The following is a 20,854-nucleotide window of genomic DNA, read 5'->3' as shown; positions in this document are numbered from 1 at the left end:
GGGTGGGGGTGGGGGTCGGCTTGGGCGTCGGCGTGGGAGTGGGCGTCGGCGTGGGGGTCGGCGTGGGGGTCGGCTTCGGCTTGGGGGTGGGGGTCGGCTTCGGCGTCGGCGTCGGCGTGGGCTTGGGCGTCGGGTCCGGGGTCGGCTTCGGCGTGGGCGTGGGCGTGGGCTCCGGCGTCGGCTTCGAGGTGGGGGCGGGAGTCGGGGCCGGGGTCGGGCGGGGGTTCGTCACCGCCGGTTCGGTCGTGCCGGGGCCGGAGGCGTCCGGGACCTCGTGCGTGCCCTTCAGGTAGTACGTGAACCAGGACCGCACCGTGCGCAGGTACTCCCCGGACCGGTTGTACGAGAGCACCGCCCGGTCGAGGTCCGCGCCCACCCGCAGGTCACGGTTGCCCGCGCAGAGGTAGCGGCCGGCGGCGAGCGCCGCGTCGTGGACGTTGTTCGGGTTGCGCCGGCCGTCGCCGTCGGCGTCCTGGCCCCATGCCGCCCACGTCGACGGGATGAACTGCATGGGTCCGACGGCCCGGTCGTACCGTGCGTCGCCGTCGTGGGCGCCGCCGTCGGTGTCGGAGATGTTCGCGAAGCCGTTCCCGTCGAGGACGGGTCCCAGGATCGGCCGCAGCGTGGTGCCGGCGGCGTCCACCCGGCCGCCGCGGGCATGACCCGACTCGACCTTCCCGATGGCCGCGAGGAGTTCCCGGCGCAGCCCGCATCCGGGGTCGGTCCGCGCCACCTCGGCCTCGGCCAACCGGTACGCGGCGAGCACGCTCGCCGGGATTCCCCGCACGCCCTCGGCGTCGCCGAGGCCGACGGGTTCGATGCGCGGCACCTCGGTCGTGGGCGCAGGCTGTGGGGAAGCGGTCGGGGCGTCCTGCGCCGGCAGGAGGAGCGCGGGCGGCTCCGGGCTGATCAGGGGCGGCAGTTCGGTGGAGTAGCTGGAGTCGCCGCCGGCGTCGTTCGGTGTGGCGGTTCCCCCGGGGCGCGGGGTGGTCGCGCCGGCGGCGCTCAACCGGTCCTCGCTGCCGACGGCCGGGCCCTGCGAGGCGCTCACGGCGGCGATCACCAGCGCGGAGATCACGGCGGCGGCCGCGCCCCTGCGCGAACCTCGTCCGGACCGGGCCGATATTCGAGACGGCATGAGCCGACCCCCCTCCCCCTCGACGTGCGCGTGACCCTACGTCAACCGGCTGCACAAGACACCTACCAGTCCGCCGAATTCACCACTTCCCCACGACCCTGCGCAGGTCACGCATACTGTGCGGACCGTTCCGCGCGCATTGACCGAAGTAAAGAACCGAAGCCGGGACGCCTTCCGGGCCGGGTCCGGGAGGTCATCGAGGACCAGGAGAGGCGCCATGCCGTTCACCCTCAGCCATGCGGCCGCCGTCCTTCCGGCCGTCCGCCGGACCGGCCGGGCGCGCGGGCCGCTCGTCGCCTGCGCCCTGGTCCTCGGCTCGTTCGCGCCCGACACCTTCTACTTCCTGGACGCGATCGTCGGCGGCGTCATGCGGTACGGGGACTTCACCCACTCGATCCCGGGGGTGTTGACCGCCGACGCCCTGCTGACCGCCGCGCTGGCGGCGTGCTGGCTGTTGCTGCGCGAACCGCTGGTCGCGCTGCTGCCGCGGGCCTGGCGGGGTCGTGTGTACACCTTCGTGCGGGGCGAGCGGTGGCGGCGGGGCCGTCGACTGCCCTCGCTCGCGCTGTGGTTCTACCTGTCGGCGGTCCTCGGGTCCCTCACCCACGTGGTGTGGGACAGCTTCACGCACCTGGACCGGTGGGGCACGAACGCGCTGCCGTCGCTCGGCGAGCCCCTGGCGTTCGGGCTGCCGCTCTACTCCTACCTCCAGTACGGCACTTCGGCGTTCGCCGCGTGCGCGCTGCTGTGGTTCACGGTGACGGCGCTGCGCCGGTTGCCGCTCTCCCCCGTTCCGCCGTCGGTGCCGGTGCTCGGCCGGGCGGAGGTCTGGGGTGCGGTCGCCCTCGTCGTCGGGTGCGTGGCCGTCGGGGTGACGCTGCGGGTGATCCGCTGGTTCACGTTCTTCGACCGGATCCGTACGCCGCTCGACATCATCCCGACCGTCTGCTTCGGCGCGGGCGGCGGTCTGATCGTGGCGCTGCTGCTGTACGGGGCGCTGGTGCGGCTGCGCCGGCGGGGCGAGCGGCGCTCCGACGACGAGGACGCGCGGACGCCCGCCCCCGTGGCGTGACGGGAACGGGCGTCGCGGTGGTCGTGCGCGGGGTCAGTGCGCGGCGGACTCCCAGTCGGGGCCGACGCCCACGGACACGTCGAGCGGGGCACGGAGCTCGACGGCGGCGCCCATCTCGCGGCGCACCAGCTCCTCGACCTTCTTCCGCTCGCCGGGGGCGATCTCCAGGACGATTTCGTCGTGGACCTGGAGCAGTATCCGCGACGTCAGGCCGGCCTCGGTGATCGCCTTGTCGACGCGCAGCATCGCGACCTTGACGATGTCGGCTGCGGTTCCCTGGATGGGGGCGTTCAGCGCCATCCGCTCGGCGGCCTCGCGGCGCAGCCGGTTGTCGCTGTTGAGGTCGGGCAGGTAGCGGCGGCGGCCCAGCACCGTCTCGGTGTAGCCGGTGGCGCGGGCTTCCTCGACGACGCGCTGGAGGTAGTCGCGGACCCCGCCGAAGCGCTCGAAGAAGGTCTCCATGAGGCCGCGGGCCTCGCCGGGCTCGATGTTCAGCTGCTGGGAGAGGCCGAACGCGGAGAGCCCGTAGGCGAGTCCGTACGACATGGCCTTGATCTTGCGGCGCATCTCGGCGTCGACCTCGGAGCGCTCCACGCCGAACACCTGGGAGGCGACGGTGGTGTGCAGGTCCTCGCCGGTCGCGAACGCCTCGATGAGGCCCTCGTCCTCGGACAGGTGGGCCATGACGCGCAGTTCGATCTGACTGTAGTCGGCCGTCATCAGCGACTCGTAGCCCTCGCCGACGACGAAGCCGCGGCGGATGGCGCGGCCCTCGTCGGTGCGCACCGGCACGTTCTGCAGGTTCGGGTCGGTGGAGGACAGGCGGCCGGTCGCGGCGACGGTCTGGCTGAAGCTGGTGTGGACGCGGCCGTCGGTCGCGATGGACTTGACCAGGCCTTCGACGGTGACGCGGAGCTTGGCCTGTTCCCGGTGACGCAGCATGATCACGGGGAGTTCGTGGTCGGTCTGGCCGGCGAGCCAGGCCAACGCGTCCGCGTCGGTGGTGTAGCCGGTCTTGGTCTTCTTCGTCTTGGGCAGGTCCAGTTCGCCGAAGAAGACCTCTTGGAGCTGCTTGGGCGAGCCGAGGTTGAACTCGTGGCCGACGGCGGCGTGCGCTTCCTTGACGGCCTGTTGCACGGCGCCCGCGAACTGCTGCTCCATGCCCTCCAGGTGGTCCCGGTCGGCGGCGATGCCGGCGCGTTCCAGGCGTGCCAGCAGCTCGGAGGTCGGCAGCTCCATGTCGTGGAGCAGTTCGACGGCGCCCACCTCGGCCAGCTTCGCGGTGAAGGCGTCGCCCAGGTCGAGGACCGCGCGGGCCTGCGCCATCAGCGCCTCGGCCTCGGCGGTGTCGTCGGCGCCGAAGGCCAGCTGGCCGTCGGCGGCGGCGGGTGCCAGCTCGCGGTGCAGGTACTCCATGGACAGCACGTCGAGTGCGAAGGACCGGCGGCCGGGCTTGACCAGGTACGCGGCGAGCGCGGTGTCCATGGTGACGCCGGCGAGGGTCCAGCCGTGCTCGGGGAAGACCCGCATCAGGCCCTTGGCGTTGTGCACGACCTTGGGCTTGGCGGCGTCGGCGGCCCAGGCCGCGAAGGCGCGCTCGTCGCTCTCGTCGAGCGAGGACGGCTCGAACCAGGCGGCGGCGCCGCCCGCCGAGGCGAGCCCGATCTCGGCGACGTTGCCCTGGCCGAGCGCCCAGGTGTCGACGGTGGAAACGCCGAGCGGCCCGCCCGCGTGGGTCTTCAGCCAGGGCGCCAGTTCGCCGGTGGCCAGTACGGACGCGTCCAGCTCCACGGCGGCGACGGGGGCCGGCGGCTCCTCCTCGGCCGCGCCCGGGTCCACGGCGAGCAGTCGCTCGCGCAGCGAGGCGTTGCGGATCTCCAGTACGTCCAGCACGCCGGTGACGGCGGACCGGTCGTAGGCGGTGCGGCCCAGGTCGGCGGGGGTCTTGGGCAGCTCGACGTCCTTGACCATCTCGGTCAGGACCCGGTTGAGCTTGACGGCGTCGAGGTGGTCGCGGAAGTTCTGCCCGGCCTTGCCCTTGACCTCGTCGGCGCGCTCCACGAGTTCCGCGAACGAGCCGAACTGGGTGATCCACTTGGCGGCGGTCTTCTCGCCGACGCCGGGGATGCCCGGGAGGTTGTCCGACGGGTCTCCGCGCAGCGCCGCGAAGTCGGGGTACTGCTGCGGGGTGAGGCCGTACTTCTCCTCGACCTTCTCCGGGGTGAAGCGGGTCAGCTCGGAGACGCCCTTGGTCGGGTAGAGGACGGTGGTGTGTGCGGAGACGAGCTGGAAGGAGTCCCGGTCCCCGGTGACGATCAGCACGTCGAAGCCGAGGGCCTCCGCCTGCGTCGCCAGGGTCGCGATCACGTCGTCGGCCTCGAAGCCGTCGACCGCGAAGCGCGGCACCTTCATCGCGTCGAGGAGCTCGCCGATCAGCTCGACCTGTCCCTTGAACTCGTCGGGGGTCTTGGAGCGGTTCGCCTTGTACTCGGGGAACTCCGTCGAGCGCCACGTCTTGCGGGACACGTCGAACGCCACCGCGAAGTGCGTGGGCGCCTCGTCGCGCAGCGTGTTCGCCAGCATCGACGCGAAGCCGTAGATGGCGTTGGTCGGCTGGCCGGTCGCGGTGGTGAAGTTCTCCGCGGGCAGCGCGAAGAACGCCCGGTACGCCAGGGAGTGCCCGTCCATGAGCATCAGGCGGGGGCGGTCCGCTGCGGTCGTCTGGTCGGTCTTCTTCGATGCTGAATCTGCCACGCCCCCGATCCTAGGCGTCCGCTCCGACAATTCCGGCCGGGCCTGTGCCACCCGCCCCGCAGCGGGCCGGCCGGGCGCCCCGTCGGCAGGCGGGCGCGGGCGTGACAGGATCGGAGGAGTACTCGGATGGACGCAGCGGGCACCGCTGCGATGCTCGAAGGGGAGCGACATGGCCACCAAGCCGCCCGCAGGTGATCCCGCACAGGACGCGCCCCGGATCGCGCCCCCGGGGCGTGCCGCCGCCGGGCTGCCCGCCATCGGGCACACGCTGCGGATCGCCCAGCAGCAGATGGGCCTGGCCCGTACCGCGCGGACCCTCCTCAAGGTCAACCAGAAGGACGGCTTCGACTGCCCGGGCTGTGCCTGGCCCGAGGGCGACAAGCGGCACACCGCGGAGTTCTGCGAGAACGGCGCGAAGGCCGTCGCGGAGGAGGCCACACTGCGCCGGGTCACGCCCGAGTTCTTCGCGGCGCACCCGCTCGCCGCCCTGGAGCGACGCTCCGGCTACTGGTTGGGGCAGCAGGGGCGGATCACCGAGCCGATGCTGCTGCCCGAGGGCGGCGACCGGTACGAGCCGGTGACCTGGGAGCGGGCGTTCGCGCTCATCGCGGAGGAGTTGACGGCGCTCGGCTCCCCCGACGAGGCCCTCTTCTACACCTCGGGCCGCACCAGCAACGAGGCGGCGTTCCTCTTCCAGCTCTTCGCCCGCGAGTTCGGCACCAACAACCTGCCGGACTGTTCCAACATGTGCCACGAGTCCTCGGGCTCGGCGTTGAACGAGACCATCGGCATCGGCAAGGGCAGCGTCTCCCTGGAGGACCTCCACCAAGCCGAGTTGATCATCGTCGCCGGGCAGAACCCGGGCACCAACCACCCGCGCATGCTCTCCGCCCTGGAGCGGGCCAAGTCCGCCGGCGCGAAGATCATCTCGGTGAATCCGCTGCCCGAGGCCGGCATGGAGCGGTTCAAGAACCCGCAGACCCCCCTCGGCATGCTCCGCGGCACCGCCCTCAACGACCTGTTCCTCCAGATCCGCATCGGCGGCGACCAGGCCCTCTTCCGGCTCCTCAACAAGCTCGTCATCGAGACCGACGGCGCCACCGACGAGGAGTTCATCCGCGAGCACACCCACGGGTACGAGGACCTCGCGGCGGCGGCCGCGCAGACCGACTGGGACGAGACCCTCACCGCCACCGGCCTCACCCGCCCGGAGATCGAGAGCGCCCTGGCCATGATCCTGGCCTCGAAGCGGACGATCGTCTGCTGGGCCATGGGCCTCACCCAGCACAAGCACTCCGTGGCCACCATCCGCGAGGTCGTCAACCTCCTCCTGCTGCGCGGCGACATCGGCCGTCCCGGCGCCGGCGTCTGCCCCGTCCGCGGCCACTCCAACGTCCAGGGCGACCGCACCATGGGCATCTTCGAGCGGCCCGCACCGGCCTTCCTCGACGCCCTCGACCGGGAGTTCGGCATCACCTCGCCCCGCCGGCACGGCTTCGACGTGGTCCGCTCCATCGAGGCGCTGCGCGACGGCGAGGCCAAGGTCCTCTTCGCCATGGGCGGCAACTTCGTCGGCGCCACCCCGGACACCGCCGTCACCGAGGCCGCGATCCGCCGCGCCTCCCTGACCGTCCACGTCTCCACCAAGCTCAACCGCTCCCACGCGGTGACCGGCCGGCGCGCCCTGATCCTGCCCACCCTCGGCCGCACCGACAAGGACGTCCAGGGGGCGGGCAGGCAGTTCGTCACCGTCGAGGACTCGATGGGCATGGTCCACGCCTCCCGGGGCAACCTCGCCCCCGCGTCCCCGCACCTGCTGTCCGAGCCCGCCATCGTGGCCCGACTGGCCCGCGCGGTCCTGGGCGCCTCCTCGGCCACCCCGTGGGAGGAGTTCGAGCGGGACTACGGGACCATCCGCGACCGGATCTCCCGCGTGGTCCCCGGCTTCGAGGACTTCAACGCGCGCGCCGCCCGCCCCGGCGGGTTCCGGCTGCCGCACGCCCCGCGCGACGAGCGCCGCTTCCCGACGAAGACCGGGAAGGCGAACTTCACGGCCGCGCCCGTGGAGTACCCCCGCGTCCCCGCAGGGCGGCTGCTGCTCCAGACCCTGCGCTCGCACGACCAGTACAACACCACGATCTACGGCCTCGACGACCGCTACCGGGGCATCACCGGCGGCCGTCGCGTCGTCATGGTCAACCCGCTCGACGCGGCCGAGCTGGGCCTGGTCGACGGCGCGTACACCGACATCGTCGGCGAGTGGAAGGACGGCGTGGAGCGGCGCGCCCCCGGCTTCCGGATCGTCCACTACCCGACGGCCCGCGGGTGCGCGGCCGCCTACTACCCCGAGACCAACGTGCTGGTCCCCCTCGACTCCACCGCGGACACCAGCAACACCCCCGCGAGCAAGTCCGTCGTCGTGCGCTTCGAACCGGCCTGATAGAACGACCTCAGGACAAGATGGTTAACGAACGTTGACACACGAATGGAGCCGACCCATGGGCGAGCAGCACGCTGTGAAGTTCCCGCAGGAGGTCCTCGACGAGTACACGGCCATGGGCATCGACCTGCCCTCGCTGTTCTCGGCGGGCCACCTCGGCGAACGCATGGACATCCGCGTCCTGGAGGCCTCGGCCGACAAGGTCGTCGCCACCATGCCCGTCGAGGGCAACACCCAGCCCTACGGACTCCTGCACGGCGGCGCCTCCGCCGTCCTCGCCGAGACCCTCGGCTCCATCGGCGCGATGATGCACGGCGGCATCAACAAGGTCGCCGTCGGCGTCGACCTGAACTGCACCCACCACCGGGGCGTCCGCTCCGGCCTGGTCACCGGCGTCGCCACGCCCGTCCACAAGGGCCGCTCCACCACCACGTTCGAGATCGTCATCACCGACGACCAGGACAAGCGCGTCTGCACCGCCCGCCTCACCTGCCTCCTGCGCGACACGAACTCGTAACAGCGTTTCCGCCACCGGCCGTTGTGCGCTTCCCGGCGTCGGTCTAGCGTTCCCGCATGGGATCCGGACCGGCGCCGCCGCGCGCCACGGCCGCCTGGGCGACGACGGCGCTCCTGGCCGCCGCCCTCCTCGGTTGCGCCGCCGGGACCGGGCGGTCCGCCGACGCCCCGACCCCCGCCGGCACCCCGCCCGAACGGCTCTGCGCCGACCTGATCACGCACTGGGCCGGGGTGATCCTCGACGCCGGCGACGCCGCGGACGCCGTCGGCCTCGACTACCAGGCCATGGGGCTGTCCGGCGACCAGTACGAGATCCTGAGCGCCGTCCTCGACGGGGCCCGCGCCGTACGACGGGACGAAGGCGCGCCGGCGGCCCGCGCGTTCGGCGCCCGTGAGGCCGAGCGGCGCTGCGCGGAGCGGCACCGCACCGGCACTCCCACCGACGGGCCCTGGGGATGAGCGGCGGCATCGGTCCGGTCGAGCCCGGGGAGGGCACCGCGGGCTTCGAGGGCCACGAGGGCTCCGACACCGGCCGCCCCGTGCCCGCGGCCGCCCGGTGGGCCCGCGACCGCTACGCGCGCCATCGGCGGGCCGTCCTGGCCCTGGGCGGGCTGACCTGCGCGGTCGTGGTGGCCGCGGGCGCCGCCCGGTTGTACGCGGACCGGCCGCGGCCCGTGGCGTACGTGCCTCCGGCGCCGTCCCAGGTGGTCTCCCTGACCTACCTCGAACCCATGGAACCTCCCCCTCCGGACGCGGCCTTCGCGTTCACTGTGCGTGTGCGGAACGCCTCCGCGGGCCCCGTCTCGGTGGAGGGCATCGGCCAGCCGTCCCGGGCACTGAGGGTGACGATCCGGCCACCGCTGCCGGTCACGGTGGGTGCGGGGGAAGCACGCGAGGTCGTCGTCCGCATTCTGGCGACCGACTGCGTGCATGTGGCACGGAATTCCGGGCTCCCTTTTCTGGAAGTGACCCTCAGTAATGGATTTCGGAAAGAGCGGCACAGTTACATCCCGGGTGACCGATATGCCAGGGATCTCTCCGTCGCCCTGACCAGGGCCTGTCCCGAAGATCGAGACATGACCGGCGACCCGCCGTCATGAGCAGAACCCGCCAGACACCTGGAAAGTCAGTACTTAAACCGGCCTACGCTCCTGCCGCATCTCAGCATGCGGACAAGACGAACCGGCCGGAATTCCCCCGTTCCACCCGCAGAGATCCGCTATGTATTACGCCGTGGCATAACAAGAGCGTCACATCATTGGCCTCAGCCCTCCATAACGTCCGAAGTCCCGCTTAGAGTCACGGCCAGTCACCGCGACCACCGGATTCCTTTCAGTTCGGTTCCCCGCGTTCGACACGGTGCGTCCCACGGGGGACGCAGTGCCAGGAAAGGACTGATCGTGCGTCAGCGTTCTCTCATTGCCGTGACCGCCGCGCTCGCCGCGGGCGCCCTCACCCTCACCGCCTGTGGCTCCCGCGACGACAAGGGTGGTGACACCGCCGGCGGCGCCACCGCCACGGTCGTCATCGGCGTCGACGCCCCGCTCACCGGTGACCTCTCGGCCCTCGGCCTCGGCATCCGCAACTCCGTCGACCTCGCGGTGCGCCAGGCCAACGAGAAGAAGACCGTCCCCGGCGTCACCTTCAAGATCGAGGCGCTGGACGACCAGGCGCAGGCCTCTTCCGGCCAGCAGAACGCCACCAAGCTCACCGCCAACAAGGACGTCGTCGGCGTCGTCGGCCCGCTGAACTCCTCGGTCTCCGAGTCGATGCAGAAGGTCTTCGACGACGCCAAGCTCGTCCAGATCTCCCCCGCCAACACGAGCCCCTCCCTCTCGCAGGGACCCAAGTGGGCCACCGGCGAGAAGACCCGCACCTACAAGAGCTACTTCCGCACCGCCACCACGGACGCCATCCAGGGCCCGTTCGCGGCGCAGTACCTCTTCAACAAGGCGGGCAAGAAGAAGGTCTTCATCATCGATGACAAGAAGACCTACGGCGCCGGCCTCGCCGGAACCTTCAAGGGCGAGTTCACCAAGCTCGGCGGCGCCGTCGCCGGCGAGGGCCACATCGACCCCGAGTCCAAGGACTTCTCGGCCGTCGTGACCCAGGTCAAGAGCTCCGGCGCCGACGTCGTCTACTACGGCGGCGAGTACCCGGCGGCCGGCCCGCTCAGCAAGCAGATCAAGGCCTCCGGCGCCAACATCCCGCTCGTCGGCGGTGACGGCATCTACGACAAGAAGTACGTCGAGCTCGCCGGCGCCGGCGCCGTGGGCGACTTCGCCACCTCGGTCGGCGCGCCGGTCGAGAGCCTGCCCTCCGCCAAGGAGTTCATCGCCAACTACACCAAGGCCGGCTTCAAGGAGCCCTTCGCCGCCTACGGCGGTTACTCCTACGACTCCGCCTGGGCGATCATCGAGGGCGTCAAGGCCGCCGTTGCCGCCAACGACGGCAAGCTCCCCACCGACGCCCGCGCCAAGGTCCTCGAAGCCGTCCAGAAGGTCTCCTTCGACGGCGTGACCGGCAAGGTCTCCTTCGACGAGTTCGGTGACGCGACCAACAAGCAGCTCACCGTCTACAAGGTCGAGGGCGCCGACTGGAAGTCCGTCGAGTCCGGCACCTTCGGCGGCTGATCCCACCCGCCGGCCTCTGATCACCAGCCTGCCGGCACACCATCTCTGCCGCGCGGGGCGCGCACCATAGCGCCCCGCGCGGTGTCACATCCGTCGAAAGACTCGGAGGACCTGCGGTGCACGAACTGCCGCAACAGCTGGTCAACGGCCTGCTACTGGGATCCATGTACGGGCTCGTCGCCATCGGCTACACGATGGTCTATGGCATTGTCCAGCTCATCAACTTCGCCCACGGCGAGATCTTCATGACCGGTGGGTTCGGAGCCCTCACGGTCTGGCTGATGCTCCCCACCGGCACCACCATGTGGGTCGCCCTGCCCCTCATGCTCATAGGCGCGGTCTTCGTGGCCACCACCATCGCCGTCGCGGCGGAACGCTTCGCGTACCGACCCCTGCGCAGCGCACCCCGCCTCGCCCCCCTCATCACCGCCATCGGCCTCTCCATCGCCCTCCAGCAGGCGGTATGGGCCTGGTTCCCCGGCGCCACGAGCTCCCTGGTCTTCCCCGAGATCCCCGGCGGCCCCTTCCACCTCGGCAGCATCACCATCCAGACCGGTGACGTCTTCCTGATGATCGCGGCCCCCGTCTCCATGGCCTTCCTCGGCTTCTTCGTCAAGAAGACCCGTACCGGCCGCGGCATGCAGGCGACGGCCCAGGACCCCGACACCGCCAAGCTCATGGGCATCAACACGGACCGCATCATCACCACCGCGTTCGCCCTCGGAGCAGTCTTCGCCGCCGTCGGAGCAGTCGCCTACGGCCTCAAGTACGGCGAAGTCCAGTTCAAGATGGGCTTCCTGCTCGGCCTCAAGGCCTTCACCGCGGCCGTCCTCGGCGGCATCGGCAACATCTACGGCGCCATGGTCGGCGGTCTCGTCCTCGGTCTCGCCGAAACCCTGACCACCGCCTACGTCGCCGACATCCCCGGCTTCGAACAGCTCGGTGGCCAGTCCTGGGGCAACACCTGGGCGTTCGTACTTCTCATCCTCGTGCTCCTCTTCCGGCCGCAAGGCCTGCTGGGCCAGCGCGTGGCGGACAGGGTGTGACAACCATGACGACCATCACCGCGGAAACCGCGACGCCGACCACCGCACCGCAGAACAAGGGCTTCATCCCCCTCTCCGAGAAGACGGGCCGCGCCCTCGCCACCGCCGGCGGCGCCCTCACCGTCGTCTCCGCCTTCCTCGCCTGGACCTGGACCGCCGCCTTCCCCGGAGACCTCACCGTCTACGGCTACCCCGGCGGCATGCAGTGGCTCGTCCTCATCGGCGGCGCCCTCACCACGCTCTTCGCCCTCGCCTCCTACGGGGTCAAGGGCCTGGGCTGGATCGCCCCCGCAGGCACCGACGCGGCCATCAAACTCGCCGCCCTCGCCGCCTTCGTCACCACCTGGTACACCGCCATCGCGATCGTGGTCGAGCTCGGCGCACTCGTCGACCTCGAACCCGGCGCGGGCATCGCCGCCCTCGCCAGCCTCGCCGCGGTCATCGGAGCCTTCGCGCTCCCCTTCGAGCGCCCCACCCTCGAAGGCCCCGACCCGGACGACGGCGACTGGGACAAGTTCAAGCACAACGCCGGAAACCGCTGGACGACCTTCAAGGCCGCCTTCGTCTCCGGCCCCGTCAAGCCGGCCCGCGTGCTCCCCGCCTGGGTCGAGATCCTCCTCATCGCCGCCGTCCTCGGCCTCGCCCTCTTCGTGTTCACCTACGGCATCACCACCCCGTACCAGGAACTCTTCGTCGGCTTCCTGATCACGGCCGGATTCGGCGCCGCCGCGATCAACAAGGCCGGCCTCATGGCCCGGCTGAGCACCCTCACCGCCCGGCACCGCAACGTCGCCCTCGTCGGCGCCTTCGCCGCCGCGGCAGCCTTCCCCCTCACCCAGACCGACGACCAGTACGCGAACCTCGGCGTCAACATCCTGATCTTCGCCACCGTCGCACTCGGCCTGAACATCGTGGTCGGCCTCACCGGCCTCCTCGACCTGGGATACGTCGCCTTCCTCGGCGTCGGCGCCTACACCGCCGCCCTGGTCTCCGGCTCGCCCAACTCCCCCTTCGGAGTGCACTTCCCCTTCTGGGCCGCGCTCCTCGCCGGCGCCGTCGCATCGATGATCTTCGGTGTCCTCATCGGCGCCCCCACGCTGCGCCTGCGCGGCGACTACCTCGCCATCGTCACCCTCGGCTTCGGTGAGATCTTCCGCATCTCCATGAACAACCTCGACGGTGTCTCCGGCCCCGACATCACCAACGGGCCCAACGGCATCGCCAACATCCCGAACATCAACCTCTTCGGGTTCGACTTCGGCGCGGCACACACCATCGCCGGATTCACCATCGGCAGGTTCGCGAACTACTTCCTGCTGATGCTGCTCATCACCCTGATCGTGGTCCTGGTCTTCCGCCGCAGCGCCGAATCCCGCATCGGCCGCGCCTGGGTCGCCATCCGCGAGGACGAGACCGCCGCCGAAGCCATGGGCATCAACGGCTTCCGCGTCAAGCTCATCGCCTTCGCCCTCGGCGCCACCCTCGCCGGCCTCGCCGGAGCCGTCCAGGCCCACGTCCAGTACACGGTCACCCCCGACCAGTACACCTTCGCCAACGCCGTGCCCCCGAACTCCGCGTTCCTGCTCGCCGCGGTAGTCCTCGGCGGCATGGGCACCATCTCCGGACCCCTCGTCGGCGGATCACTGCTCTTCCTGATCCCCAACAAGCTCCAGTTCCTGGGCGAGTACCAGCTCCTCGTCTTCGGTGTCGCACTCATCGTCCTGATGCGCCTGCGCCCCGAGGGCCTCATCCCCAACAAGCGCAACCAGCTCGAACTCCACGACTCGCTCGAAGCGCCCACAGTCCTCGGTAAGGCAGGGGTCTGACCCATGACGACCACCACCACCGACACCCCCGACACCCCCGCCGTCACCACGGCGGAGACCGTCCTCGACGCACGCGGCGTCACGATGCGCTTCGGCGGCCTCACCGCCGTCAAGAACGTCGACCTGACCGTCCGCAGCGGCGAGATCGTCGGACTCATCGGCCCCAACGGCGCCGGCAAGACCACCTTCTTCAACTGCCTCACCGGCCTCTACATCCCCACCGAGGGCGAAGTCCGGTACAAGGGCACGGTCCTGCCCCCCAAGTCGTTCAAGGTCACCGCGGCCGGTGTCGCACGCACCTTCCAGAACATCCGTCTCTTCAACAACATGACGGTCCTGGAAAACGTCCTCGTCGGACGCCACACCCGCACCAAGGTGGGCCTCTGGTCCGCCCTGCTGCGCCTCCCCAGCTTCGGCCGGGAGGAAGCGGCCAGCCGCGACAAGGCCATGGAGCTCCTCACCTTCATCGGCCTGGAGCACAAGGCCGACCACCTCGCGCGGAACCTGCCCTACGGCGAGCAGCGCAAGCTGGAGATCGCCCGGGCACTCGCCAGCGACCCCGGTCTCATCCTCCTGGACGAGCCCACCGCCGGCATGAACCCGCAGGAGACCCGGACCACCGAGGAACTCATCTTCGCCATCCGGGACATGGGCATCGCCGTCCTCGTCATCGAGCACGACATGCGCTTCATCTTCAACCTCTGCGACCGCGTCGCCTGCCTCGTCCAGGGCGAGAAGCTCATCGAGGGCACCGCGACCGAGGTCCAGAGCGACGAGCGCGTCATCGCCGCCTACCTCGGCGAACCCTTCGAAGGCGCCCCCGGCGCCGAGGAAGTCGCGGAGGTCGAGGCCGCCGAGGCGCACAGCACCACCAGCACGGACGGAGAAGACCGGTGACCGCACTCCTGGAGGTCGAGGACCTCCGCGTCGCCTACGGCAAGATCGAAGCCGTCAAGGGCATCTCGTTCAGCGTCGACGCCGGCCAGATCGTCACCCTCATCGGCACCAACGGCGCCGGCAAGACCACCACCCTGCGCACCCTGTCCGGCCTGATCAAACCGCGCGGCGGCCAGATCAAGTTCCAGGGCAAGTCGCTCAAGAAGATCCCCGCGCACGACATCGTCGCGCTCGGACTCGCCCACTCCCCCGAGGGGCGGCACATCTTCCCGCGCATGACCATCGAGGACAACCTCCTCCTCGGCGCCTTCCTCCGCAAGGACAAGGAAGGCATCCAGCAGGACGTCCAGCGCGCCTACGACCTCTTCCCCATCCTGGGCGAACGTCGCAAGCAGGCCGCCGGCACCCTCTCGGGCGGCGAGCAGCAGATGCTCGCCATGGGCCGCGCGCTCATGTCCCGCCCGAAGCTGCTCATGCTCGACGAGCCCTCCATGGGCCTCTCCCCGATCATGATGCAGAAGATCATGGCCACCATCGCCGAGCTCAAGTCACAGGGCACCACCATCCTGCTCGTCGAGCAGAACGCCCAGGCGGCGCTCTCCCTCGCCGACAAGGGCCACGTGATGGAGATCGGCAAGGTCGTCCTCTCCGGACCCGGCCGTGAACTGCTCGTCAACGAGGACGTCCGCAAGGCGTACCTCGGCGAGGACTGATCCCCGCACCACACGCGTGAGGCCCGCCACCGGATCCCGGTGGCGGGCCTCACGCGTACCCGGGCCCTCAGCCCTTCGCGGCGTTCTTCTTCTCCTCGGCGTCCTCGATGACCGCCTCGGCGACCTGCTGCATCGACATGCGACGGTCCATGGAGGTCTTCTGGATCCACCGGAAAGCGGCCGGCTCCGACAGCCCGTACTGGGTCTGCAGGATGCTCTTCGCCCGGTCCACCAGCTTGCGGGTCTCCAGCCGCAGCGAGAGGTCCGCGACCTCCTTCTCCAACGCCCGCAGCTCCGCGAAGCGCGACACGGCCATCTCGATGGCCGGCACGACGTCGCTCTTGCTGAACGGCTTCACCAGGTACGCCATGGCGCCCGCGTCGCGGGCCCGCTCGACCAGGTCGCGCTGCGAGAAGGCGGTCAGCATCAGGACCGGGGCGATGGACTCCTCGGCGATCTTCTCGGCCGCGGAGATCCCGTCGAGCACGGGCATCTTCACGTCGAGGATCACCAGGTCGGGGCGGTGCTCGCGGGCCAGCTCCACGGCGGCCTGGCCGTCGCCGGCCTCGCCGACGACGCAGTACCCCTCCTCTTCGAGCATCTCCTTGAGGTCGAGACGGATGAGCGCCTCGTCCTCGGCGATGACGACGCGCGTCGTCAGCGGCGGAACGTGCGACTGGTCGGCGTCGGGCGTGGGCGTCGACTCGTGCTCGGCGGTCACGGAGGGCTCCTCTATACGGGGCATAACAAGCTCCCCTGAGCCTACCCACCTGCGGTAAGGTGGTCTCGCACAGGGCTCCTCGGAGCCTTTGTTTCGTAGGCCCCAGTACTCCAACTGGTCAGAGAGGCCGCTCTCAAACAGCGGACAGTGTGGGTTCGAATCCCACCTGGGGCACTTTGCTTGCATTCCATGGTCACGCGATCTTCGCGTGACCATCACTCTTTCCGGCGAAGCCCGACGTGATTCCACCGTCGGGCCCGGAGAACACCGCAGGGTCGGGCGCATGTACGACATCGCGACGCGCATGCGCGTCCTGGCCCTGGTGACCGGCGGCCGCAGCGTGAACTCCGTCAGCAAGGAGACCGGGATCTCCCGGTCCGCGATCCGCGCCTGGCAGTCCCGACCGGAGCCCCGTCCCCGACTCCTGCACCACGCCACGCCCTGCCAAGGGCCTGCCGACCAGGCGGCGTACGCGTACCTGCTCGGCCTCTACCTCGGCGACGGATGCATCAGCCCCCACCCCCGCGGCGGGCAGTACCTCCGGATAGCGTGCGCGGACGCGTGGCCGGGTCTCATCGAGCACTGCCGGGTCGCGATCACGGCGGTCCGGCCGGGCGACACGGTCTCCGTGCAACAGAAGCAGGGCTGCGTGGCCGTGACCGCTTACGGACACCATTGGACCTGCCTGTTCCCCCAGCACGGGCCCGGGAGGAAGCACGAGCGGCCGATCGTGCTCGAAGACTGGCAGCGGGAGATCGTGGACGCGCGTCCCTGGGAGTTCCTGCGGGGGCTGATCCACTCCGACGGGTGTCGGATCACCAACTGGACGACTCGGATCGTGGGTGGGGTGTCCAAGCGGTACGAGTATCCGCGGTACTTCTTCACCAACACCTCGGACGACATCCGGCGCCTCTGTACCGACACGATGACCAGGGTCGGTGTCCGGTGGACGGTGCTGGCGCGGGGCGGTGATCCGTTCAACGTGTCCGTCGCCCGGAGGGAGTCCGTCGCGTTGATGGACGCGCCCATCGGGCCGAAGCACTAGCGATGACCGCGTCGGGCGGGCCCGACGCGGTGCGGTGCGTGCGTGGTGCGGTGGCCTGGTCCGGGGTCGGGTCAGCGGACGGGGTCGCCGATGTGGTGGACGCGGACGAGGTTGGTGGAGCCGGTGACGCCGGGGGGCGAGCCGGCGGTGATGACGACGATGTCGCCGGGAACGCAGCGTCCGATGCGCAGGAGTTCCTCCTCGACCTGGGCGACCATGGCGTCCGTGGAGTCGACGTGGGGGCCGAGGAAGGTCTCGACGCCCCAGGTGAGGTTGAGTTGGGAGCGGGTGGCGGAGTCGGGGGTGAAGGCGAGGAGGGGGATGGGCGAGCGGTAGCGGGAGAGCCGGCGGACGGTGTCCCCGCTCTGGGTGAAGGCGACGAGGAACTTGGCGCCGAGGAAGTCGCCCATCTCGGCGGCGGCGCGGGCCACGGCTCCGCCCTGGGTGCGGGGCTTGTTGCGGTCGGTGAGGGGCGGGAGGCCCTTTTCGAGGATGTCCTCTTCGGCGGCTTCGACGATGCGGGCCATGGTGGCGACGGTTTCGACGGGGTACTTGCCCACGCTGGTCTCGCCGGAGAGCATGACCGCGTCGGTGCCGTCGATGACGGCGTTGGCGACGTCGGAGGCCTCGGCGCGGGTGGGGCGGGAGTTCTCGATCATCGAGTCGAGCATCTGGGTGGCGACGATGACGGGCTTGGCGTTGCGCTTGGCCAGTTTGACGGCGCGCTTCTGGACGATGGGGACCTGTTCGAGGGGCATTTCGACGCCGAGGTCGCCGCGGGCGACCATGATGCCGTCGAAGGCGGCGACGATGTCGTCGATGTTCTCGACGGCCTGGGGCTTCTCGATCTTGGCGATGACGGGGAGGCGTCGGCCTTCCTCGTCCATGATGCGGTGGACGTCGTCGATGTCGCGGCCGCTGCGGACGAAGGAGAGGGCGATGACGTCGGCGCCGGTGCGCAGGGCCCAGCGGAGGTCTTCGATGTCCTTCTCGGAGAGGGCGGGGACGGAGACGGCGACGCCGGGGAGGTTGAGTCCCTTGTGGTCGGAGACCATGCCGCCTTCGATGACGAGCGTGCGGACGCGGGGTCCGTCGACGTCGATGACCTGGAGGGTGACGCGTCCGTCGTCGACGAGGATGCGTTCGCCGATGGAGACGTCGGCCGCGAGGCCCTTGTAGGTGGTGCCGCAGGTGTGGCGGTCGCCCTCGTGGTCTTCGACGGTGATGGTGAACTCGTCGCCGCGTTCAAGGAGTACGGGGCCTTCGAGGAAGCGGCCGAGGCGGATCTTCGGGCCTTGAAGGTCGGCGAGGATGCCGACGCTGCGGCCCGTCTCGTCGGACGCCTTGCGCACGCGGTGGTAACGCTCCTCGTGTTCGGCGTAGGTGCCGTGGCTGAGGTTGAGGCGGGCGATGTCCATCCCGACTTCGACCAGGGCTTTGATCTGGTCGTATGAGTCGGTGGCGGGGCCCAGGGTACATACGATTTTTGCTCGACGCATGAGTCGAGCGTATGCCCCTACCAGGCAGTAGGAAATTGGTTCCTGGTGTCCACTCAACAACCTTTGGGCGAAAGCTTGTTGACATTACTTGAATGTGCGTGGGGGTGCTCTGATGAGCACCCCCGAAGCACCGTTCGTGGGGGTTTTCCCGGCCCTCGGGTGGGGGCTCGTTCACCGATTCGGTGGCCGAGTCCGGCCCTCCCGTCCTTGACGCCGCGGGGGTCGGGGCGGGCGCCCTTCCCCGTCGGGTGGCGCGGTCGGGTGATGCGTCGTTCAGAGCTGCGGCGGGGTCATGGTGAAACGGGCGTTGACCTGGGCGTACACGGTCTGGCGCTGGGGTTCGAGGTCCAGGGGCGGGGCGGCGGCGTCCTCGGCGGCGCTGAAGGCCATGGTGCGCATGCCGCCGCCGGCCTGCGGGTAGGGCGAGGCGTTCTCGGCGCCGAGGTCGGCGAGTTCGACGAGCGCGGAGAGGTTGGCGCCGAGGGCCTCGGCGTATTCGCGGGCGCGCTGGACGGCTTCGAGCACGGCTTGGCGGCGGGCCTGGCCGTGGGCGGGCGAGGTGGGGCGCAGGGCCCACCAGGGGCCGTCGACGCTGGTGAGTTCGAGGTCGGCGAGGCGGGTGGTGAGTTCGCCGAGGGTGGTGAAGTCGTTGAGTTCGGCCGTGATGGTGACGCGTCCGTGGTAGGCGCGGATGCGTTCGCCGCGGCCGTGGCGGGTCAGTTCGGGGGTGATGGAGAAGGTGCCGGTTTCGAGTTTCTCGACGGGGTCGCCGTAGCCCTTGATGAGGTCGAGGACGGCGGTGTTGCGGCGGGTGAGGTCTTCGAGTGCGGACCGGCGGTCGGTGCCGCGGGCGCTGACGGTGATGCCGATGCGGGCGATCTCGGGGTCGACTTCGATGCGGGCTTCGCCGCAGACGGCGACGCGGGGTACCTCGGGGGTTCCGTACGGCTGGGGTGTGGCGTCGTGAGTCATGGTTTCACTGTCGCACTGTCGCCGGGGGTGTGGCGGAAGGCCGGGGCTCCTTTCGGCCCCGGCCCGGCGGGATCGGTGAGCCGGCCTAGGGGGCGGTCCATTTCTGGTTGGGGGTTCCGCCGCAGGTCCAGATCTGGAGGCGGGTTCCGTTGGCGGGGTTGTTGCCCGTGACGTCGAGGCACTTGTTCGCCTGCGGGTTGACGATGTCGCGGGCGGCGGGGAGGGCCCAGCGTTGGGCGGGGGTGCCGTTGCAGTCGTAGAGCTGGACGGGAGCGCCGTCGTTGGTGGCGCCGGCGGTCACGTCGAGGCATTTGCCGAGGGCGCGGAGGGTGCCGTCGGCGGCGACGGTCCATTGTTGTGCGGGGGTGCCGTTGCAGTCGTGGAGTTGGACGGGGGTGCCGTTGGCGGGGTTGGCGCCCGCCACGTCGACGCATTTGCCGGCGAGGCCGGTGACGGGGCCGGTGCGGCCGGTTCCGCTGTCGGAGGTGGTGACGCGGACGTGGTCGACGACGAGTTGTTGCGGGAAGGTGGTGCCGGCGTCGGGGTCGCCGGGCCAGTAGCCGCCGACGGCGAGGTTGAGGATCAGGAAGAAGGGCTTGTTGAAGGCCCAGGCGCGGCCGCCGAGGTCGGCGGGGGTGCGGCGTTGGTAGACGGTGCCGTCGACGGACCAGGTGACGGAGTCGGGGGCCCAGTCGACGGCGAAGGTGTGGAAGGCGTCGGCGAAGGCCTGGCCGCCGGGGAGGGTGTAGGCGGCGCCGATGCCGCCGGAGCCCGAGTAGCCGGGTCCGTGGAGGGTGCCGTGGACGGTGGAGGGTTCGAAGCCGACGTTCTCCATGACGTCGATCTCGCCGGAGGCGGGCCAGCCGACCTGGCCGATGTCGTTGCCGAGCATCCAGAAGGCGGGCCACATGCCCTGGCCGCGCGGGACCTTGAGTCGGGCTTCGACGTGTCCGTACGTCTGGGTGAAGCGGCCGGCGGTGTTGAGGCGGGCGGAGGTGTATTCGCAGCGTCCGTACCAGCAGGAGTAGTTGGCGGGGTTCTCGCGGCGGGCGGTGATGACGAGGTGCCCTTGGCCGTCGAGGGCGGCGTTGGCGTTGCCGGCGGTGTAGTACTGCCGTTCGTGGTTGTTGACGTTGTCGCCGGTCTCGGTCTGCCATTTGGCCGGGTCGGGGGCGGTTCCGGCGGGGCCGTCGAAGGTGTCGGAGAAGCCTGCGGCCGCGGTGGTGATCGCGGCGGGGGCGGCGGGGCGGGCTTCGCCGGCGGCGGTGGAGGGGGCGGTGACGGCGCTCCAGCACAGGAGGGCCAGGGCGCCTAACGCGGTGGCGCGCAGGGATGCGGTGCGTGGGGGCACGGGATCACTTCACTTCTCGTGGGGGGCGGTGGGGGGACGGCGGGGGCCGCAGGGGCCACTGGAGGGGCATGCGCATGACAAACCCTCACACGGAGGGAGCGTGAGGCGTCCGTGCGCTGCTTAGTTCAAGACTTGATTGAAGTCTCGTGGGGCCGGCTGCGTCAAGACGCGCGCGCCGACCAGGCGTTGCGTCGGTCACCGGATCGCAACCTGGCGGGGGTGTTGCGCATT

At 70.3% G+C, this 20,854-nt stretch carries 17 protein-coding genes and 1 tRNA gene; 12 read left to right on the top strand and 6 right to left on the bottom strand.

What is annotated here, in order from left to right:
- Positions 1 to 1,138 (bottom strand): lytic murein transglycosylase (locus OTB19_RS29910; RefSeq protein WP_267801704.1); only part of this gene is annotated, 1,138 nt, incomplete at its 3' end.
- A gap of 217 nt (positions 1,139 to 1,355) precedes the next feature.
- On the opposite strand from OTB19_RS29910, the gene OTB19_RS29905 reads away from it, so the two are divergent.
- The gene (locus OTB19_RS29905; protein WP_267801702.1) at positions 1,356 to 2,210 is read left to right on the top strand and encodes a DUF4184 family protein; all 855 of its coding nucleotides are present in this window, start codon (positions 1,356 to 1,358) and stop codon (positions 2,208 to 2,210) included.
- 33 nt (positions 2,211 to 2,243) lie between these two features.
- Here the strand turns inward: OTB19_RS29905 and polA are convergent, their stop codons facing one another.
- Complete coding sequence (gene polA, locus OTB19_RS29900) at positions 2,244 to 4,964, bottom strand: DNA polymerase I (RefSeq protein WP_267801700.1); 2,721 nt, start codon at positions 4,962 to 4,964, stop codon at positions 2,244 to 2,246.
- Between the two features lie 169 nt (positions 4,965 to 5,133).
- On the opposite strand from polA, the gene OTB19_RS29895 reads away from it, so the two are divergent.
- The 9 genes from OTB19_RS29895 (at position 5,134) to OTB19_RS29855 (ending at position 15,035) form a co-directional block, all read left to right on the top strand.
- The gene (locus tag OTB19_RS29895) at positions 5,134 to 7,404 is read left to right on the top strand and encodes an FdhF/YdeP family oxidoreductase (RefSeq protein ID WP_267801698.1); all 2,271 of its coding nucleotides are present in this window, start codon (positions 5,134 to 5,136) and stop codon (positions 7,402 to 7,404) included.
- Positions 7,405 to 7,462: 58 nt separating this feature from the next.
- Complete coding sequence (locus tag OTB19_RS29890) at positions 7,463 to 7,921, top strand: PaaI family thioesterase (RefSeq protein ID WP_267801696.1); 459 nt, start codon at positions 7,463 to 7,465, stop codon at positions 7,919 to 7,921.
- Between the two features lie 56 nt (positions 7,922 to 7,977).
- Positions 7,978 to 8,379 carry a hypothetical protein gene (locus tag OTB19_RS29885; RefSeq protein WP_267801694.1) on the top strand — a complete coding sequence of 134 codons (402 nt, stop codon included), beginning with the start codon at positions 7,978 to 7,980 and terminating at the stop codon, positions 8,377 to 8,379.
- Positions 8,376 to 9,020, top strand: a complete 645-nt coding sequence (locus tag OTB19_RS29880; RefSeq protein WP_267801692.1) for a Tat pathway signal sequence domain protein — start codon at positions 8,376 to 8,378, stop codon at positions 9,018 to 9,020. Before OTB19_RS29885 ends, OTB19_RS29880 begins: the two co-directional genes overlap by 4 nt.
- 300 nt (positions 9,021 to 9,320) lie before the next feature.
- A complete protein-coding gene (locus OTB19_RS29875) occupies positions 9,321 to 10,553 on the top strand; it encodes a branched-chain amino acid ABC transporter substrate-binding protein (RefSeq protein WP_053684889.1) in 1,233 nt (410 codons plus the stop codon).
- 116 nt (positions 10,554 to 10,669) lie between these two features.
- Positions 10,670 to 11,599, top strand: coding sequence for a branched-chain amino acid ABC transporter permease (locus OTB19_RS29870; RefSeq protein ID WP_053684891.1), 930 nt, complete (start codon positions 10,670 to 10,672; stop codon positions 11,597 to 11,599).
- 5 nt (positions 11,600 to 11,604) lie between these two features.
- Entirely contained in the window at positions 11,605 to 13,425 is a 1,821-nt protein-coding gene (locus OTB19_RS29865) for a branched-chain amino acid ABC transporter permease (protein ID WP_420716942.1), read from the top strand.
- Between the two features lie 3 nt (positions 13,426 to 13,428).
- A complete protein-coding gene (locus OTB19_RS29860; protein WP_053684895.1) occupies positions 13,429 to 14,322 on the top strand; it encodes an ABC transporter ATP-binding protein in 894 nt (297 codons plus the stop codon).
- Complete coding sequence (locus OTB19_RS29855; RefSeq protein ID WP_053684897.1) at positions 14,319 to 15,035, top strand: ABC transporter ATP-binding protein; 717 nt, start codon at positions 14,319 to 14,321, stop codon at positions 15,033 to 15,035. The genes OTB19_RS29860 and OTB19_RS29855 overlap by 4 nt, the downstream gene beginning before the upstream one ends.
- Before the next feature lie 67 nt (positions 15,036 to 15,102).
- On the opposite strand, the gene OTB19_RS29850 is transcribed toward OTB19_RS29855, so the two are convergent.
- Positions 15,103 to 15,780 carry an ANTAR domain-containing response regulator gene (locus tag OTB19_RS29850; protein WP_267801688.1) on the bottom strand — a complete coding sequence of 226 codons (678 nt, stop codon included), beginning with the start codon at positions 15,778 to 15,780 and terminating at the stop codon, positions 15,103 to 15,105.
- A gap of 75 nt (positions 15,781 to 15,855) precedes the next feature.
- On the opposite strand from OTB19_RS29850, the gene OTB19_RS29845 reads away from it, so the two are divergent.
- Both OTB19_RS29845 and OTB19_RS29840 read left to right on the top strand, forming a co-directional pair.
- A tRNA-Leu gene (locus OTB19_RS29845) sits at positions 15,856 to 15,930 on the top strand.
- Between the two features lie 109 nt (positions 15,931 to 16,039).
- Complete coding sequence (locus tag OTB19_RS29840; RefSeq protein WP_267801687.1) at positions 16,040 to 16,801, top strand: helix-turn-helix domain-containing protein; 762 nt, start codon at positions 16,040 to 16,042, stop codon at positions 16,799 to 16,801.
- A gap of 71 nt (positions 16,802 to 16,872) precedes the next feature.
- On the opposite strand, the gene pyk is transcribed toward OTB19_RS29840, so the two are convergent.
- The 3 genes from pyk to OTB19_RS29825 all read right to left on the bottom strand — a co-directional run bounded on the left by pyk (position 16,873) and on the right by OTB19_RS29825 (position 20,623).
- Complete coding sequence (gene pyk, locus OTB19_RS29835) at positions 16,873 to 18,300, bottom strand: pyruvate kinase (protein WP_267801686.1); 1,428 nt, start codon at positions 18,298 to 18,300, stop codon at positions 16,873 to 16,875.
- 273 nt (positions 18,301 to 18,573) lie between these two features.
- Complete coding sequence (locus OTB19_RS29830) at positions 18,574 to 19,272, bottom strand: SIMPL domain-containing protein (RefSeq protein WP_267801685.1); 699 nt, start codon at positions 19,270 to 19,272, stop codon at positions 18,574 to 18,576.
- 85 nt (positions 19,273 to 19,357) lie between these two features.
- Positions 19,358 to 20,623: a ricin-type beta-trefoil lectin domain protein gene (locus OTB19_RS29825; RefSeq protein WP_420716941.1), complete on the bottom strand. Its 1,266-nt coding sequence runs from the start codon at positions 20,621 to 20,623 to the stop codon at positions 19,358 to 19,360.
- Positions 20,624 to 20,854 lie beyond the last annotated feature (231 nt).

It is taken from the genome of Streptomyces sp. H27-H5 (assembly GCF_026627505.1).
Lineage (GTDB): Bacteria > Actinomycetota > Actinomycetes > Streptomycetales > Streptomycetaceae > Streptomyces.
The sequence above is the reverse complement of the archived record's forward strand: the minus strand, read 5'-3'. Positions and strand labels throughout refer to the sequence as shown.

Coding starts and splice junctions, on each gene's coding strand:
- OTB19_RS29895 (WP_267801698.1), top strand. CDS start 5,134: ATGGCCACCAAGCCGCCCGCAGGTGATCCCGCACAGGACGCGCCCCGG.
- OTB19_RS29840 (WP_267801687.1), top strand. CDS start 16,040: ATGTACGACATCGCGACGCGCATGCGCGTCCTGGCCCTGGTGACCGGC.
- OTB19_RS29860 (WP_053684895.1), top strand. CDS start 13,429: ATGACGACCACCACCACCGACACCCCCGACACCCCCGCCGTCACCACG.
- OTB19_RS29905 (WP_267801702.1), top strand. CDS start 1,356: ATGCCGTTCACCCTCAGCCATGCGGCCGCCGTCCTTCCGGCCGTCCGC.
- OTB19_RS29890 (WP_267801696.1), top strand. CDS start 7,463: ATGGGCGAGCAGCACGCTGTGAAGTTCCCGCAGGAGGTCCTCGACGAG.
- OTB19_RS29885 (WP_267801694.1), top strand. CDS start 7,978: ATGGGATCCGGACCGGCGCCGCCGCGCGCCACGGCCGCCTGGGCGACG.
- OTB19_RS29830 (WP_267801685.1), bottom strand. CDS start 19,272: ATGACTCACGACGCCACACCCCAGCCGTACGGAACCCCCGAGGTACCC.
- OTB19_RS29850 (WP_267801688.1), bottom strand. CDS start 15,780: ATGCCCCGTATAGAGGAGCCCTCCGTGACCGCCGAGCACGAGTCGACG.
- OTB19_RS29880 (WP_267801692.1), top strand. CDS start 8,376: ATGAGCGGCGGCATCGGTCCGGTCGAGCCCGGGGAGGGCACCGCGGGC.
- pyk (WP_267801686.1), bottom strand. CDS start 18,300: ATGCGTCGAGCAAAAATCGTATGTACCCTGGGCCCCGCCACCGACTCA.
- OTB19_RS29865 (WP_420716942.1), top strand. CDS start 11,605: ATGACGACCATCACCGCGGAAACCGCGACGCCGACCACCGCACCGCAG.